15 protein-coding genes and 1 pseudogene are annotated in these 15833 nt (G+C 71.5%); 13 read left to right on the top strand and 3 right to left on the bottom strand.

From position 1 onward, the window contains the following. Positions 1 to 51 precede the first annotated feature (51 nt). Positions 52 to 1033, top strand: a pseudogene (locus tag ACE1OC_RS07560) (GlxA family transcriptional regulator). Between the two features lie 40 nt (positions 1034 to 1073). Continuing rightward, on the top strand, positions 1074 to 1712 hold the full coding sequence (locus ACE1OC_RS07555; RefSeq protein ID WP_407836329.1) for a DJ-1/PfpI family protein: 639 nt from the start codon (positions 1074 to 1076) through the stop codon (positions 1710 to 1712). On the opposite strand, the gene ACE1OC_RS07550 is transcribed toward ACE1OC_RS07555, so the two are convergent. Beyond that, positions 1687 to 2436, bottom strand: a complete 750-nt coding sequence (locus tag ACE1OC_RS07550; protein WP_407836328.1) for an enoyl-CoA hydratase/isomerase family protein — start codon at positions 2434 to 2436, stop codon at positions 1687 to 1689. The two genes, ACE1OC_RS07555 and ACE1OC_RS07550, sit on opposite strands and share 26 nt — an antisense overlap. Before the next feature lie 125 nt (positions 2437 to 2561). Here ACE1OC_RS07550 and ACE1OC_RS07545 point away from each other — a divergent pair, with 125 nt between their 5' ends. Continuing rightward, on the top strand, positions 2562 to 3254 hold the full coding sequence (locus tag ACE1OC_RS07545) for an HdeD family acid-resistance protein (protein ID WP_250740853.1): 693 nt from the start codon (positions 2562 to 2564) through the stop codon (positions 3252 to 3254). A 130-nt stretch (positions 3255 to 3384) separates the two neighbouring features. Beyond that, positions 3385 to 3903, top strand: a complete 519-nt coding sequence (locus ACE1OC_RS07540) for an ATP-binding protein (RefSeq protein WP_407841502.1) — start codon at positions 3385 to 3387, stop codon at positions 3901 to 3903. A gap of 5 nt (positions 3904 to 3908) precedes the next feature. On the opposite strand, the gene idi is transcribed toward ACE1OC_RS07540, so the two are convergent. Further along, on the bottom strand, positions 3909 to 4508 hold the full coding sequence (gene idi / locus ACE1OC_RS07535) for an isopentenyl-diphosphate Delta-isomerase (RefSeq protein WP_250740854.1): 600 nt from the start codon (positions 4506 to 4508) through the stop codon (positions 3909 to 3911). A gap of 161 nt (positions 4509 to 4669) precedes the next feature. Continuing rightward, complete coding sequence (locus tag ACE1OC_RS07530) at positions 4670 to 5941, bottom strand: methyltransferase domain-containing protein (RefSeq protein WP_407841501.1); 1272 nt, start codon at positions 5939 to 5941, stop codon at positions 4670 to 4672. A 507-nt stretch (positions 5942 to 6448) separates the two neighbouring features. On the opposite strand from ACE1OC_RS07530, the gene ACE1OC_RS07525 reads away from it, so the two are divergent. The 9 genes from ACE1OC_RS07525 (at position 6449) to hpnD (ending at position 15819) form a co-directional block, all read left to right on the top strand. Then, positions 6449 to 8248, top strand: coding sequence for a DUF5941 domain-containing protein (locus ACE1OC_RS07525; RefSeq protein WP_407841500.1), 1800 nt, complete (start codon positions 6449 to 6451; stop codon positions 8246 to 8248). Then, positions 8245 to 8997 carry a sugar phosphate nucleotidyltransferase gene (locus tag ACE1OC_RS07520; protein WP_407836327.1) on the top strand — a complete coding sequence of 251 codons (753 nt, stop codon included), beginning with the start codon at positions 8245 to 8247 and terminating at the stop codon, positions 8995 to 8997. The genes ACE1OC_RS07525 and ACE1OC_RS07520 overlap by 4 nt, the downstream gene beginning before the upstream one ends. Next, a complete protein-coding gene (locus tag ACE1OC_RS07515; protein WP_250740856.1) occupies positions 8985 to 10046 on the top strand; it encodes an iron-containing alcohol dehydrogenase family protein in 1062 nt (353 codons plus the stop codon). Before ACE1OC_RS07520 ends, ACE1OC_RS07515 begins: the two co-directional genes overlap by 13 nt. Continuing rightward, the gene (locus tag ACE1OC_RS07510) at positions 10024 to 10803 is read left to right on the top strand and encodes a CDP-alcohol phosphatidyltransferase family protein (protein WP_250740857.1); all 780 of its coding nucleotides are present in this window, start codon (positions 10024 to 10026) and stop codon (positions 10801 to 10803) included. Before ACE1OC_RS07515 ends, ACE1OC_RS07510 begins: the two co-directional genes overlap by 23 nt. A gap of 35 nt (positions 10804 to 10838) precedes the next feature. Further along, positions 10839 to 11702: a glycosyltransferase family 2 protein gene (locus tag ACE1OC_RS07505; protein WP_407841499.1), complete on the top strand. Its 864-nt coding sequence runs from the start codon at positions 10839 to 10841 to the stop codon at positions 11700 to 11702. A gap of 96 nt (positions 11703 to 11798) precedes the next feature. Beyond that, positions 11799 to 12728: an ABC transporter permease gene (locus ACE1OC_RS07500; RefSeq protein WP_407836326.1), complete on the top strand. Its 930-nt coding sequence runs from the start codon at positions 11799 to 11801 to the stop codon at positions 12726 to 12728. Beyond that, entirely contained in the window at positions 12721 to 13497 is a 777-nt protein-coding gene (locus ACE1OC_RS07495) for an ABC transporter ATP-binding protein (RefSeq protein ID WP_250740860.1), read from the top strand. The genes ACE1OC_RS07500 and ACE1OC_RS07495 overlap by 8 nt, the downstream gene beginning before the upstream one ends. Before the next feature lie 367 nt (positions 13498 to 13864). Continuing rightward, entirely contained in the window at positions 13865 to 14824 is a 960-nt protein-coding gene (gene hpnC / locus ACE1OC_RS07490; protein ID WP_407836325.1) for a squalene synthase HpnC, read from the top strand. A 62-nt stretch (positions 14825 to 14886) separates the two neighbouring features. Further along, positions 14887 to 15819: a presqualene diphosphate synthase HpnD gene (hpnD, locus tag ACE1OC_RS07485; protein WP_407836324.1), complete on the top strand. Its 933-nt coding sequence runs from the start codon at positions 14887 to 14889 to the stop codon at positions 15817 to 15819. Positions 15820 to 15833 lie beyond the last annotated feature (14 nt).

Here is a 15833-nt window from a genome sequence, read left to right as displayed (position 1 = left end):
GTGGGGTGCGCGTCATTGCGGCCATCACGCTGGGTGTCACACGATGGGGCCATGTCGTCGCGAAACGTGCTCGTCGTCCTCTACGACGGCGTGCAGAGCCTGGATGTCACGGGGCCGACGGAGGTCTTCTCCGGCGCCGACCGCCACCCCGGACCGGCGCGGTACGCCCTCCGCACCGTCTCGCCGGGCGGGGCCCCGGTCCGCACGAGCAGCGGACTGCGGCTGGTCCCGGACGGGGAGCTGGAGAGCGAGCGCCCGGGCGCCGGGACCACCCTGCTGGTGCCGGGAGGCCGGTACACGGGGGACTTCGCGCCGCAGATCACGGACTGGCTCCGTGCGTACGGCGGCTCCGCGCAGCGGCTGGTGTCGGTGTGCACCGGCGGCCTGCTGCTGGCCGAGGCCGGGCTGCTCGACGGACGGCGCGCGACGACCCACTGGTACGTGTGCGAGCAGATGGCCCGGGACTACCCGGCCGTCACCGTGGAACCCGACCCGATCTACGTCCGCGACGGGCCGGTGTCCACCTCGGCCGGGGTCACGGCGGGCATCGACCTCGCGCTGGCGCTGGTGGAGGAGGACCATGGGCGGGAACTGGCGCTGTCCGTCGCGCGGCACCTGGTGGTCTTCCTGCGGAGGCCCGGCAACCAGGCGCAGTTCAGCGCGCAGCTCGCGGCGCAGACGGCGTCGCGGGAGCCGCTGCGGGAGGTGCAGCACTGGATCACGGAGCACCCGGGGGAGGACCTGAGCGTGGAGGCCCTCGCCGCGCGGGCCGCGCTGTCGCCCCGGCACTTCGCGCGGTCCTTCCGGGCGGAGACGGGGGTGACACCGGGGCGGTACGTGGAGCGGGTGCGGGTCGAGCACGCGCGGCGGCTGCTGGAGGAGGGCGGCGAGGGCGTCGCCCAGATCTCCCGGGCCTGCGGCTACGGCAACCCGGAAGCCCTGCGCCGCGCCAACGCGTAAGACCCTGGGCCAGCCCCCGGCCGAATACCGCCGCCGCTTCGGCACCCCGCCACCGCCGGCCCTCGACGCCTGACCCCCCAGAAACCGAGCCCGACCACCGCTCCGGAGGAGCCATGCAGATCGCCGTACTGCTCTACGACCGGTTCACCGCCCTCGACGCCATCGGGCCCTTCGACACCCTCGGCCGGCTCGACGGCGCCGAGACCGTCTTCGTCTCCGAGCGGCCCGGGCCCGTACGGACCGACAACGGATCGCTCGCACTCGTCGCCGACAGGGGGCTCGGCGAGGTGACGCGGCCGGACATCGTCATCGTGCCCGGCGGGCCCGCCCCCGACGTGGAGATGAAGAATCCCGTGGTCCTCGACTGGCTGCGGGCCGTCGACGCCACCACGACCTGGACCACCTCCGTCTGCACCGGCTCGATCCTGCTCGCCGCCGCAGGCCTGCTCGAAGGGCGGCGGGCCACCAGCCACTGGCTGTACGTCGACGAGCTGACCCGCTTCGGGGCGGAGCCCACCGGGGAGCGCGTGGTCTTCGACGGGAAGTACGTGACGGCCGCCGGGGTGTCCTCGGGCATCGACATGGGGCTCACGCTCCTCGGCCGCATCGCGGGGGACGAGTACGCGCAGACGGTCCAGCTGATGACCGAGTACGACCCGCAGCCGCCCTACGACGCTGGTTCCCCCGAGAAGGCACCCGCCGACATCGTCGCGCGGCTGCGTGCGTTCAAGCCTTCGGCGGAGTCCAGGTAAAGGCGGGCGCGCGCCGTTCCAGGAACGCGGCGACCCCCTCGGCGGTGTCGCCGCTTCCGGCGGCCTGGGCCGCCCAGTACCCGTCCCGGTCCCTGCGGCCGTCCACGAACTCCTTCGCCGAACTCTGCGTGAGCCGCGAACGCGTGGCCAGGATCCGGGTGAACTCCGCGACGCGCTTGGCCAGGTGACCCACCGGCAGCAGTTCGTCGAGCAGGCCGGTGCGCAGTGCCCGCTCCGCGTCGATCAACTCGGCGGAGAAGAGGAGGTACTTGGCGGCCGACGGGCCCACCAGGGACGCGAGGCGCCGGGTGGACGAGGCCGGGTACACGATGCCCAGTCGCGCCGGCGTCACCCCGAAGGAGGCCCCCTCCTCGGCGAAGCGCAGATCGCAGGCGGCGGCCAGCTGGCTGCCGCCGCCCACGCAGAACCCGCGGATCGCGGCCAGCGTGGGCTTGGGGAAGGCGGCGAGCGCCTCCTCCGCCGCCACGGCCAGGGCCTGCGGGTCCTCGTCCCCGGTCAGCGAGGAGATGTCGGCTCCCGCGCAGAAGGTCTCGCCGGCCCCCGTCAGGACCAGCACCCGTACGGCGGGATCCGCCGCGAGCCCGGTCAGCAGCTCGGGCAGCCCGCGCCACATCGCGGCGGTCATGGCGTTGCGCTTGGCGGGGTGCGAGATCACGACGGTGGCGACCCCGTCGGCGACGGAGGAGAGCAGGGCGGCGTCCATGCGCCGGATGCTATCCCGGACGGTCAAACCTATGATCAAGAGACCGGTCACCGGCAGCTCGGTGTACCGGCAGGCAGTAGCGGGGTCCGAGGGTCCGTCGGGGGCAGCTGAAAGGTGGCGCGTCCATGGCCGCAGACCGTGCGGGCCGTACGGGTCCACAGGCCGTCAAGGCCGACAAGGAGAAGGTCAGCCGCAGTTTCGCGTGGATGGCCCTGCTCGGGGCGCTCCTGGTGGTGGCCGGGCTGGTGGGCCTCGTCTACACCGGCGTCGCCACCCTGACCACGATGTTCCTCTTCGGCTGGCTGCTGCTGGCCGGCGGTGTGGTGGGCCTGCTCCAGGCGATCCAGTCCCGCAAGAGCAACTACTTCTGGCTCGCCGTCATCGTCGCCGCGATCAACATCGCGGCGGGTTTCGTGATCCTGCGCCGCCCGGAGGCGAGCGCGGAGGCGCTCACCATGTTCGCGGCGCTGCTGTTCCTCACCGGCGGGGTGTTCCGGCTGGCCGGGGCCGTCGTGGTGCGCGGCGCGCACCTGGGGCTGACGCTGGTCCAGGGCGCCTTCGGCATCCTGCTGGGGCTCCTGATCCTCGCCAACTGGCCCGGCAGCAGCCTGTACGTGATCGGAGCGTTCTTCTCCCTCGCGCTGCTGTTCGACGGCCTGAGTCTGATCGCCGTGGGCATGGGAGCCCGCCGGATCCTGGGCTTGGTCAGGGACGACGAGGTTCCGGTGACCCCTGCGGGGGCGGGAGTGGCGGCACCCGAGACGCCCGAGGCGGCCGAGAAGCTGCCCCCAGAAGATCAGGAACGGTCGAACAACTGACTCTGTCATACGCCAGCGGTCAGAAAGTGTCCGATTGATGCTGACTTCTGGTCAGTGGTCCGGCGCGGAGCGGTCCGGTCCCCACTCTTGACGTGTGCAGACGATCGAGCGTGAAGACGGGGGCCGGGAGATGGATGTGAGCGGGAGCGTCCCGCCAGTCAAGGGGGAGGAGCCGGAGGTCGCGGCGGCCCCCCTCGCGTACGAGGGAGTGTGGCGATTCACGGCACCCGCAGTAGAAGAATCCGTTCCGCAGGCCCGCCGTGCGGTCCGTGACCTGCTCGGCCGGCAGGAGGTGCCGGCCGACGGGGACCTGGTCTACTCCCTGCTGCTGATCGTCTCCGAGCTGGTGACGAACTCGGTCCGGCACGCGGCCCTGCTCTCGCCGGAGGTCGCGGTGGAGGTCGCCATCGGCCGGGAGTGGGTACGGGTGGCCGTCGAGGACAACCACCCGTACCGCCCCAAGGCGCTGGAGGCCGATTTCGGCCAGACCGGCGGCCGTGGCCTCCTCCTGGTCCGGGAGATCACGCTGGAGGCCGGCGGGGTCTGCGACGTGGAGCACACCTCCACGGGCGGAAAGGTGATCTGGGCGGCGCTGCCGCTCACCACGGCCCTCGCCACACCGGCGGCGACTCCGACCTCGGCGGTCTGAAGCGGCTACCAGCCCGCCGCGTCGCCCGTCAGCTCGCGGATGGCGGGCCGTGCCGCGTCCAGCACGGTCATGAACCAGGCCGAGAACGGCACCTCGGCGTGCCGCTTCGCGAGTTCCTCCGCGGTCACGAAGGCGGTGTCCGCGATCTCCTCCGGATCCGGCCGCACCGACCGCTGCGCGAGTCCCACGAACAGGTGGTTGTACTCCTGCTCCACCAGCCCCGACGCCGGGTCCGGATGGTTGTAGCGGACCGTCCCCGCCTCCGCGAGCAGCGAGGGCGACAGCCCCAGCTCCTCGTGGGTCCGCCGGGCCGCGGCCGCGAACGGCGACTCCCCGGGGTAGGGGTGACCGCAGCACGTGTTCGACCAGACACCGGGGGAGTGGTACTTCCCGAGGGCGCGCTGCTGGAGCAGCATCCGGCCCTGCTCGTCGAAGAGGAACACCGAGAACGCCCGGTGCAGCTGGCCGGGCGCCTGGTGAGCGGAGAGCTTTTCCGCCGTACCGATGGTGTTGCCGGACTCGTCGACCAGTTCGAGCATGATCGGTTCTTGAGCGCCGGTGCCGGTGGTCGCGCTGTTCGCGGCGGTGGCTGGTGTGGTCGGCATACCCATCCTTCGCTTCGGACTTCGGCTTTCAGTCTGCCGTACAAATGGGGATTCCCCCCACTTCGGTGATCCGCGCATGTCCGCCCCCCGCCGCGTGATATGCGGCGAGGGGCGGAACACGGGGATCGGTCAGTTCATCCGGCCACGGGCCGGATCCGGCATCAAACCCCGAAGGGGGCCGGGTACTTGATCGTGCCCGTGGGAACCGGCACCGAATCGTCGAGCACCAGCGCCATCATGGCCTCGTCGGGCACCTCGAAGGGCGCCTCGATCCCGAAGCGCGAAGCCGGCACGAACCCGAAGCGCCCGTAGTACTCGGGATGTCCGAGGACGAGGACGAGGTTCTCCCCGCGCTCCGCGGCCGCCGCGAGCAGGGCCCGTACGACCGCGCTGCCGGCGCCCGAGCGCTGGAGCGCGGGAGCCGCGGCCACCGGGGCGAGGGCGAGCGCGGCCACCCCGTCGACCGTGCAGCGGGTCAGCAGGGCGTGCGCCGCGACCGACCCGTCCGGGGCCTCGGCCACGTAGGAGAGGCCGGGCAGCCAGGAGCCGTCGGCGCGCAGCGCGTCCACGAGGTCGGCCTCGGCCGGGGTCTCGAAGGCGGCGGAGTTCACCGCGTGCACGGCGGCCGCGTCCCCGTCCGCCTCGGGGCGGACGGGCCAGCCGCCGCCGTCCCCGGCCGTCACCGGCCGCAGGACGTAGGCGGTGTACCCGTACTCGTGCCCGTACCGCTCCCGTACGTCGATCTCCTCGCGTACGAAGCCCAGCGCGGCCGCGGCTTCGGGACCCGAGGGTTCCGTGGCCGCGGCGACCCGCTCGCCGAGCGGGCCGTAGTAGGCGGCCCAGTCGGAGTCGGGCTGCCGGTGGATTCCGAGCACCCGGTAGCCGGCGGCCTGGATCGCGGCCAGGTTGCGGGCGGTGGAGCGCAGCGCGTAGTGCGGGTCCCAGAAGGCGCGGACCCCGGCGGACGGTTCGTCGACGGTCCATTCGCACTCGCTCAGCACCAGGGTGCCGCCGGGGGCGAGCAGTCGCTTCCACCGGGCGAGGGCGGTGGCGAAGCCGATGTTGTAGGCGGAGCCCTCGGCCCAGACGAGATCGAAGGAACCGTCCGGATGTGCAAGTTCGCTGCGCGAGAGGGCACCGATGTCCGCCTTGACGGCGCGGACGCGGTCGGTGAGCCCGCGGGCCGCGGCGGCGGCGCGGAGCTCGTCGAGGAAGCCGTCGTGGAGGTCGACGGCGGTGACGTCGGCCCCGAGCCCGCCCGCCTCGGCGGCGAGCAGCAGGGCGCTGGGGCCGGGACCGCAGCCCAGGTCCAGGGCGCGCGGCCGCTCGGGCAGCGGTCCGCACAGGGACAGCAGGTGGCGGGTGGTGGCCTCGGAACCGGGGGACTGCCGGGGCAGGCCGCGATGCAGCTCGAAGAACGCCTCGAAGAACAGGTCGCTCTGGGTGCTGAAATCGGTGGTGTGGGAGTTGCTGGTGTTACCGGTGTTGTCGGTCAACGTGAACCCTTGAAAGGGGGCTCCGGCCGACGGGGGTGATCGGTGTGATCAGACCCGGCCGGATGCCCGGAAGGAGAGGGGGATGTACCGGAGTGCGCTGCGCTGGGCGGCGACGCCTGCGACGGTCATCAACCCCACCTCTTTCTTTCTTCGTCACGTCTTGTACGTCACGTTGTGTGTGACATCCGGGCGATCTGGACGCTTTTGCGGAACTCGTACGCGTCTGCGGCCAGCTTAACAGCCGCGGTGCCGACGGCGGTTTGTGATCGCTGCATCCGATCGTCAATGATGATCGCCACAGGGTCGACAGGCCCGTGATTTTCGGCTTATCGGAGCCTAAACAGGCGGTGAACCCCCGCTTCCGTTCATCCGATAGCCTCTGCCGACGTGCCGCCGGGCCACCCGGTGCCCGTTGTCCCGTGTGCGTGCAAGGAGTGAGTTCGTCTGCCGACCGTCATCCTTACCGGCCTGCCGGTGCCCGGATCAGCGCTCGCCGGCGAGCTGCGCTCCCTCGGCTTCGAGGTCCACCCCGCGGCCACCCCGTCGGAGGCCGCCGCCGCCCTGGCGCTCGTACCCGCCGACCAGCGGGTGGCCGTCGTGGACGGGGAGTTCGTCGGGCACGTGCACGCGCTGCGGCTCGCGCTGACCGACCCGCGCTTCGACGCCTGCTCCGTCACCGGGGCCCTCGCCGTCCTGCCCGCCGCCCGCGCGGCCCTGGACCGGGCCGCCGAGAACGACGTGTACGCCCCGGTGGGCGACGGCCCGTACCCCGACCGGCTCGCCGCCGCCGTCGAGGCGGCCGGCACCCCGGTGCACCGGCCCGAGCTGGGCACCCTCGTCGCCGCCGTGCCCGCCACCACCGACGAGCGCCGGGCGGCCACCGCCGCCGTCGCGGCCGTCGACGACGAGGCCGTCCGGCTGCGCACCGCCGTGAAGTCCCGCGACGGGTTCTTCACCACCTTCTTCATCAGTCCGTACTCGCGCTACATCGCCCGCTGGTGCGCGCGCCGCGGACTGACCCCCAACCAGGTCACCACCGCCTCGCTGATCACCGCGCTGATCGCGGCCGGCTGCGCCGCCACCGGCGACCGCTGGGGCTACGTGGCCTCCGGCGTGCTGCTGCTCGTCTCCTTCGTCCTGGACTGCACGGACGGGCAGCTCGCCCGCTACTCGCTCCAGTACTCGACGATGGGCGCCTGGCTCGACGCCACCTTCGACCGCGCGAAGGAGTACTCCTTCTACGCGGGCCTCGCGCTCGGCGCGGCCCGCAACGGCGACGACGTCTGGGCCCTGGCCCTCGGCGCCATGATCCTCATGACTTGCCGGCACGTCGTGGACTTCGCCTTCAACGAGGCCAACCACGACGCCACGGCCAATACGAGCCCGACCGCGGCGCTCTCCGACAAGCTCGACAGCGTGGGCTGGACCGTCTGGGTCCGGCGCATGATCATCCTGCCGATCGGCGAGCGCTGGGCCATGATCGCAGTCCTGATCGCCTTCACCACCCCGCGGATCGTCTTCTACGCCCTGCTCGTCGGCTGCGCCTTCGGCGCGCTCTACACCACCGCCGGCCGGGTCCTGCGCTCGCTGACCCGCAAGGCGGAGCGGACCGACCGCGCCGCCCGGGCGCTCGCGGACCTGACCGACACCGGCCCGCTGGGCGAGCTGATCGCCCGCGGCCTGCGCAGGCTGCCCCACTACACCGCGCCCGCGTTCATGGTGAGCGGGGTGGGCTCGGCGGCCATGCTGCTCTTCGCCGCACAGGAGTGGTCCTTCGGCAGCTCCGTGCCGATCTTCTTCGCCGGGCTGTACGTGCTGACCGCCGGAGCCGCCGTCGCGCAGCCGCTCAAGGCACCGCTGGACTGGCTGCTGCCGCCCGTCTTCCGGGCCGCCGAGTACACCACCGTCCTGATCCTCGCCGCCAAGGCGGACGTCCCCGGGGCCCTTCCGGCGGCATTCGGACTGGTCGCGGCGGTCGCCTACCATCACTACGACACGGTCTACCGCATCCGCGGTGGCACCGGCGCGCCCCCGCACTGGCTGGTGCGGACGATCGGCGGGCACGAAGGCCGGGTTCTGTTGATCACGGTCCTGGCCTCCGTCCTGGCGTCGCGCGCCGTGGACTTCCCCGTCGCGCTCACGGCCCTCGCCGTGTTCGTGGCACTCGTGGTGCTCGTGGAGAGCATCCGCTTCTGGGTTTCCTCCGGGGCACCCGCCGTACATGACGAAGGAGAACCAGCATGATCGGCCTCGTCCTCGCTGCCGGAGCCGGACGCCGCCTGCGTCCCTACACCGACACCCTGCCCAAGGCCCTCGTGCCCGTCGGACCCGAAGGCGCAGAGGAGAGCATCACGGTCCTCGACCTGACGCTCGGCAACTTCGCCGAGGTCGGCCTGACCGAGGTCGCCATCGTCGTCGGCTACCGCAAGGAAGCCGTGTACGAGCGCCGGGAGGCCCTGGAGGCCAAGTACGGCGTCAAGATCACGCTGATCGACAACGACAAGGCCGAGGAGTGGAACAACGCCTACTCCCTGTGGTGCGCCCGTGACGTCCTCAAGCAGGGCGTGATCCTCGCCAACGGCGACACCGTCCACCCGGTCTCCGTCGAGAAGACCCTGCTCGCCGCCCGCGGCCAGGGCCAGAAGATCATCCTCGCCCTCGACACGGTCAAGAACCTGGCCGACGAGGAGATGAAGGTCATCACCGACGGTGAGAAGGGTGTCCAGCGGATCACGAAGCTGATGGACCCGGCCACCGCGACCGGCGAGTACATCGGCGTCACCCTCATCGAGCCGGAGGCCGCCGAGGCGCTGGCCGAGGCCCTGAAGACCACGTTCGAGCGCGACCCCGACCTCTACTACGAGGACGGCTACCAGCAGCTCGTCAACGACGGCTTCACCATCGACGTGGCCCCCATCGGTGACGTCAAGTGGGTCGAGATCGACAACCACGACGACCTCGCCAAGGGCCGGACGATCGCATGCCAGTACTGACGAGGCTCATCCCCTCGCCCGTCGTCGTCGACATCAGCCGCGGCGCGATGGACGACCTGGCCGGCCTCCTGGCCGACCAGCGCGTCTCCGCGTCCGGCAAGCTCGCGATCGCCATCAGCGGCGGCTCCGGCGCGGTGCTGCGCGCCAAGCTGGAGCCCGTGCTGCCGCACGCCGACTGGTACTCCGTCGTCGACGGGACCATCGACTCCGCGGTCAAGCTGGCCGACGAAATAAAGGGACGCCGCTACGACGCCGTCGTGGGCCTGGGCGGCGGCAAGATCATCGACGTGGCGAAGTACGCCGCGGCGCGGGTCGGGCTGGCCATGGTGGCCGTCGCCACCAACCTCTCGCACGACGGCATCTGCTCGCCGGTGTCCATCCTGGACAACGACAACGGCCGGGGCTCCTACGGGGTGCCCATGCCGATCGCGATGGTCGTCGACCTCGACGTGATCCGCGAGGCCCCGGCGCGGTTCGTCCGCGCGGGCATCGGCGACGCGATCTCCAACATCTCGGCCATCGCCGACTGGGAGCTCTCGCACCGCCTCAACGGCGAGCCCGTCGACGGCCTGGCCGCCGCCATGGCCCGTACCGCGGGCGAGTCCGTACTGCGCCACCCCGGCGGGGTCGGCGACGACGAGTTCCTCACCGTGCTGTCCGAGGCGCTGGTCCTCTCCGGCATCGCCATGGCGATCAGCGGGGACACCCGCCCCTCGTCCGGCGCCTGCCACGAGATCAGCCACGCCTTCGACCTGCTCTACCCGGGACGCTCCGCGCTCCACGGGGAGCAGGTCGGCATCGGCGCGGCCTTCGCGATGCACCTGCGGGGGGACACGGACAAGTCCGAGCTCTTCGTCCGGGTGCTGCGCGGTCACGGCCTGCCCGTGCTGCCCGAGGAGATCGGGTTCAGCGTGGACGAGTTCGTCGCGGCCGTCGAGTACGCCCCCCAGACCCGTCCGGGACGCTTCACGATCCTGGAACACCTCAACCTGTCCGCAGCCGAGATCAGGGACGCTTACGCCGACTATGCCAAGACCATCCGTAGCTGAACTCCGGCCCGTCGTTCACCCGGCGGGCGTCAAGGACCGGGTCAGCGGCGAGCACTGGGGCGGCCGCCTCTACATGCGCGAGATCTCCCTGCGCATCACCCGCCTCCTGGTCACCACCAAGGTCACGCCGAACCAGCTGACCTACGTGATGACCCTCGCCGGAGTCCTCGCCGCCCCGGCCCTGCTCGTGCCGGGCGTCTGGGGCGCCGTCCTCGGCGTGGTGGCGGTCCAGATGTACCTGCTGCTCGACTGCGTCGACGGCGAGGTAGCCCGCTGGAAGAAGCAGTTCTCGCTGTCCGGGGTCTACCTGGACCGGGTCGGCGCCTACCTGTGCGACGCGGCGGTGCTCGTCGGCTTCGGCCTGCGCGCCTCCGACCTGTGGGGCACCGGGCGCATCGACTGGCTGTGGGCCTTCCTGGGCACCCTCGCGGCGCTCGGCGCGATCCTGATCAAGGCCGAGACCGACCTGGTCGGCGTCGCCCGCCACCAGGCCGGCAAGCCCGTGGTCCAGGACGCAGCGGCCACGCCGCGCTCCTCCGGCATGGCGCTCGCCCGCCGGGCCGCGGCCGCGCTCAAGTTCCACCGCCTGGTCCTCGGCATCGAGGCCTCGCTGCTCATCCTGGTGCTGGCCGTACTGGACCAGATGCGCGGCGACCTGTACTTCTCCCGCCTCGGCGTCGCGGTGCTCGCCGGCATCGCCATGCTCCAGACGGTTCTGCACCTGGTGTCGGTCCTGGCCTCCAGCAGGCTCAAGTGACGGCCCCGCTGCGGCTGGGCGCCGTCATCATCACCATGGGCAACCGCCCGGACGAGCTCAAGGCGCTCATCGACTCGGTGGCCCGGCAGGACGGGGCCCCGGTCGAGGTGGTCGTCGTGGGCCAGGGCGTCCGCCTCACCGGCCTCGCCGACCCGGCGGCGGGCGTGCGCACCGTCGAGCTGCCCGAGAACCTGGGCATTCCGGGCGGCCGCAACGTCGGCATCGAGGCCTTCCGCACCGCGGGCGGCCACGGATTCGACGTGGACGTCCTGCTCTTCCTGGACGACGACGGACTGCTGGAGCGCACCGACACCGCCGAACTGTGCCGGCAGGCCTTCGCCGAGGACCCCGAGCTCGGCATCGTCAGTTTCCGGATCGCCGATCCGGAGACCGGCGAGACCCAGCGGCGGCACGTCCCCCGGCTGCGGGCCTCCGACCCGATGCGCTCCTCGCGCGTCACCACCTTCCTGGGCGGCGCCAACGCCGTCCGCACGAAGGTGTTCGAGCAGGTCGGAGACCTCCCCGGGCAGTTCTTCTACGCGCACGAGGAGACCGATCTGGCCTGGCGGGCGCTCGACGCCGGGTGGCTGATCGACTACCGGGCGGACATGGTGCTCCTGCACCCCGCCACGGCCCCCTCCCGGCACGCGGTCTACCACCGTATGGTGGCTCGCAACCGGGTGTGGCTCGCCCGCCGCAACCTGCCCGCCCCGCTGGTCCCGGTCTACGTGGGCGTCTGGCTCCTGCTGACGCTCCTGCGCAAGCCCTCGGGGCCGGCGCTCAAGGCCTGGTTCGGCGGGTTCAAGGAGGGCTGGACCACCTCCTGTGGTCCACGGCGCCCCATGAAATGGCGTACGGTCTGGCGGCTGACCCGGCTGGGCCGACCGCCTGTCATCTGACACGTCCGGGTCTGAGACCATGGCGCGATCACGAACCGATCGACTCAGGCCCGATGCCACCTTCTGCCGCATCATGAAGACGGAAAGTTTCATCTTGTGAGTGACACAACCCAGGACGGAGCCCTTGCCACGAGCAAGCGGCCGTCCGATGACGCCGGGCTGAGCCCCTCGGAGCTCGCCAGGAAGTACGGCCTGTCCGTCAGCGGAGCCCGGCCGGGCCTGCCCGCGTACGTGCGCCAGCTCTGGGACCGCCGCCACTTCATCATCGCCTTCTCCCGGGCCAAGCTGATGGCCCAGTACAGCCAGGCCAAGCTCGGTCAGATCTGGCAGGTGGCGACCCCGCTGCTGAACGCGCTGGTCTACTACCTGATCTTCGGGCTGATCCTCGACGCCGGTCGGGGCATCGACAAGAACGACTACATTCCGTTCCTGGTGATCGGCGTCTTCGTCTTCACCTTCACGCAGAGCTCGCTGATGGCGGGTGTCAGAGCCATCCCGTCCAACATCGGGCTGGTCCGCGCCCTGCACTTCCCGCGCGCCTCGCTGCCGATCTCGTTCTCGCTGCAGCAGCTCCAGCAGCTGATGTTCTCGATGATCGTCGTGTTCGTGGTCACGGTCGGGTTCGGCAACTATCCGAGCCTGTCCTGGCTGCTGGTGCTCCCGGCGCTGGTCCTCCAGTTCGCCTTCAACACCGGCCTCGCCCTGATCTTCGCCCGGATGGGGTCCAAGACCCCCGACCTGGCGCAGCTCATGCCGTTCGTCACGCGTACGTGGATGTACGCCTCGGGCGTCATGTTCTCGATCAACGAGATGCTCAAGGACAAGCCCGCGTGGATCGCGGACGCGCTGCAGTGGAATCCGGCCGCCATCTACATGGACCTGATCCGCTTCGCGCTCATCGACGGATACGGCCGGGAGAACCTGCCGCCGCACGTCTGGGCCTTCGCGGTCGGCTGGGCCGTCCTGATCGGCGCCGGCGGATTCGTGTACTTCTGGAAGGCTGAGGAGCGTTACGGCCGTGGCTGAGAACAACCAGGGGCACGTCCCCACCGTCATCGCCGACGACGTGCACATCGTCTACCGGGTCAACACCGGCAGCTCCGGCAAGGGCAGCGCCACGGCGGCGCTCAGCAAGATAGTCCGCCGGGGCGGCGACGCACCGGGTGTCCGCCGGGTCCACGCCGTGCGCGGGGTCACCTTCACGGCGTACCGGGGCGAGGCCATCGGCGTCATCGGCTCCAACGGCTCCGGCAAGTCCACCCTGCTGCGCGCCATCGCGGGGCTGCTGCCCTGCGAGTCCGGCAAGGTCTACACCGACGGCCAGCCCTCGCTGCTGGGTGTCAACGCGGCGCTGATGAACGACCTCACCGGCGAGCGCAACGTGGTCCTCGGCGGTCTCGCGATGGGCATGTCCCGCGAGCAGATCCGGGAGCGCTACCAGGACATCGTCGACTTCTCGGGGATCAACGAGAAGGGCGACTTCATCTCCCTTCCGATGCGCACGTACTCCTCGGGCATGGCGGCGCGCCTGCGCTTCTCCATCGCCGCGGCGAAGGACCACGACGTCCTGATGATCGACGAGGCGCTGGCCACCGGTGACCGGAAGTTCCAGGTGCGTTCCGAGGCGCGCATCCGCGAACTGCGCAAGAAGGCCGGCACCGTTTTCCTGGTGAGCCACAACAACAACTCCATCCGCGACACCTGTGACCGGGTGCTGTGGCTGGAGCGGGGCGAACTCCTGATGGACGGTCCCACCGAGGAAGTCGTCTCGGCATACGAGAAGGCGACCGGCTGACGGATTTCCACCGACGGCCCCCACCGCGTCCGGCGGCGGGGGCCGTCGCATGCCGTACGGGCGCCAGGCGCACGGGGCGGGCCGATTTTCCCGCGGGTGGCGTGCGGGCGACATTGCGGGCGGAGCGAATACCCGTCGAGGCCTGGCGGCGTTGTACAGCGTAAGCTGGGCCAGGCCCAATCGCGGGCAAGAGGGGGCGATTCACCCCATAGGCGAATAGCCCAGAACGCCCCGGGGAAAACGCGGCGGCGTGTCCGAAATAGGATGTTTTGGGTTTGCAGTGTAGAACGGGAGATGTGACGGCAATGGCTACGGGAATTCTCCGGCCCCCAGGCACGACGGCCGTCCCCGCCGCGGGCGGCGGGCGGTGACCCCGGGGCACGGCACCAGCCCCCGGCCGCACGAGCGGTCCGACGCCTCCGGCTCCCTCCCCGCCAGCCCCGGCGCCGCCACCCTCGGCAAGGCGCGCTCCGAGAACTTCCCCGTCGCCCCCGCCTTCCTGCCCCGCGCCTGGCGCGAGGGCCTGATGGCGGTCTACGGGTACGCCCGCCTGGTCGACGACATCGGTGACGGCGACCTCGCCCCAGGCGGCCACGACGCCGTGCTGCTGGGCCTCGACCCCGCCGCCGCGGACGACCGGCCCGCCATGCTCGACGCCCTCGAAGCCGACCTGGGCCGCGTCTTCGGCGGCACCGACGGGCCCCCGCGCCACCCCCTGATGCTGGCCCTGCAGCCCGTCGTGCGCGCCCACGGGCTCACCCCCGCATCGTTTCTCGCGCTCATCGAGGCCAACCGCCAGGACCAGCGGGTCGCGCGCTACGCGACGTACGGCGACCTCGTCGGCTACTGCGAGCTCTCCGCCAACCCGGTGGGCCGGCTCGTGCTGGACCTCACCGGCACCAGCACCCCCGAGCGGATCCGCCGCTCCGACGCCGTCTGCACCGCCCTGCAGATCGCCGAACACCTCCAGGACGTCGCCGAGGACCTCGCCCGGGACCGGATCTACCTCCCGGGCGAGGACATGCGCCGCTTCCACGTGACCGAGACCGAACTGAAGGCACCGACCGCGGGTGCGTCCGTACGCGCCCTCGTCGCCTTCGAAACCGAACGGGCGCGGGAGCTCCTCGACGAAGGCACGCCGCTCGTGGGCAGCGTCCACGGAAGGCTCCGGCTGCTGCTCGCGGGCTTCGTGGGAGGAGGACGCGCCGCCCTGCGAGCCGTCACCGCAGCCGGGTTCGACGTCCTTCCCGGCCCGCCCAAGGCCACCAAGAGCGTCCTGCTCCGCGAGGTGGCCGCCGTCCTGCGCACAGCGCCGAGAAAGGGGTGAGCCCGATCGTGGAGGGCCCCACACACGCGTCCGCACCGGGCGCGCCGTCCGTGCCGACAGCGATGTCCGCACCGATTTCGGCTGCCTACAGCTACTGCGAGGCCGTCACCGGCTCGCAGGCGCGCAACTTCGCCTACGGCATCCGGCTGCTGCCCGCAGACAAGCGGCAGGCCATGTCCGCGCTGTACGCCTTCTCCCGCCGGGTCGACGACATCGGCGACGGCACGCTGCCGCACGAGGTCAAGCTGACCCGGCTGGAGGAGACCCGCACCCTGCTCGGCCGGATCCGCGCCGAGGAGATCGACGAGGACGACACCGACCCGGTCGCGGTCGCCCTCGCGCACGCCTCGCGCCGCTTCCCGATCCCGCTCGAAGGGCTCGACGAGCTCATCGACGGCGTCCTCATGGACGTCCGCGGCGAGACGTACGAGACCTGGGACGACCTCAAGGTCTACTGCCGCTGCGTGGCCGGAGCCATCGGCCGGCTCTCGCTCGGAGTGTTCGGCACCGCCTCCACCAACGGCTCCGGCGCGCACGACGCGGCACGGGCCGGCGAGTACGCCGACACCCTCGGCCTCGCCCTGCAACTCACCAACATCCTGCGGGACGTTCGCGAGGACGCCGGCAACGGGCGCACCTACCTGCCCGCCGAGGACCTCGCCAAGTTCGGCTGCTCCGACGGCTTCCGCAGCGAGCGGATGCCCCGCGGCGCCGACTTCGCCGGCCTCGTCCACCACGAAGTCCGGCGCGCCCGAGCCCTGTTCGTGGAGGGCTACCGGCTGCTGCCGCTGCTCGACCGGCGCAGCGGCGCCTGCGTCGCGGCCATGGCCGGCATCTACCGGCGGCTGCTCGACCGCATCGAGCGCGAGCCGGAGGCCGTGCTCCGCGGCCGGGTCTCGCTGCCGCCGCACGAGAAGGCGTACGTGGCCGTCCGCGGCCTCTCCGGCCTCGACGCGCGGACCATCGCGCGCCAGAGCACCAGGAGGCGGCTCTGATGACGGCGGGCCGG

The sequence above is a fragment of the Streptomyces stoeckheimensis genome (assembly GCF_045822005.1).
GTDB classification, from domain to species: Bacteria; Actinomycetota; Actinomycetes; order Streptomycetales; family Streptomycetaceae; genus Streptomyces; species Streptomyces stoeckheimensis.
This window is presented reverse-complemented; position numbering and strand designations above follow the sequence as displayed.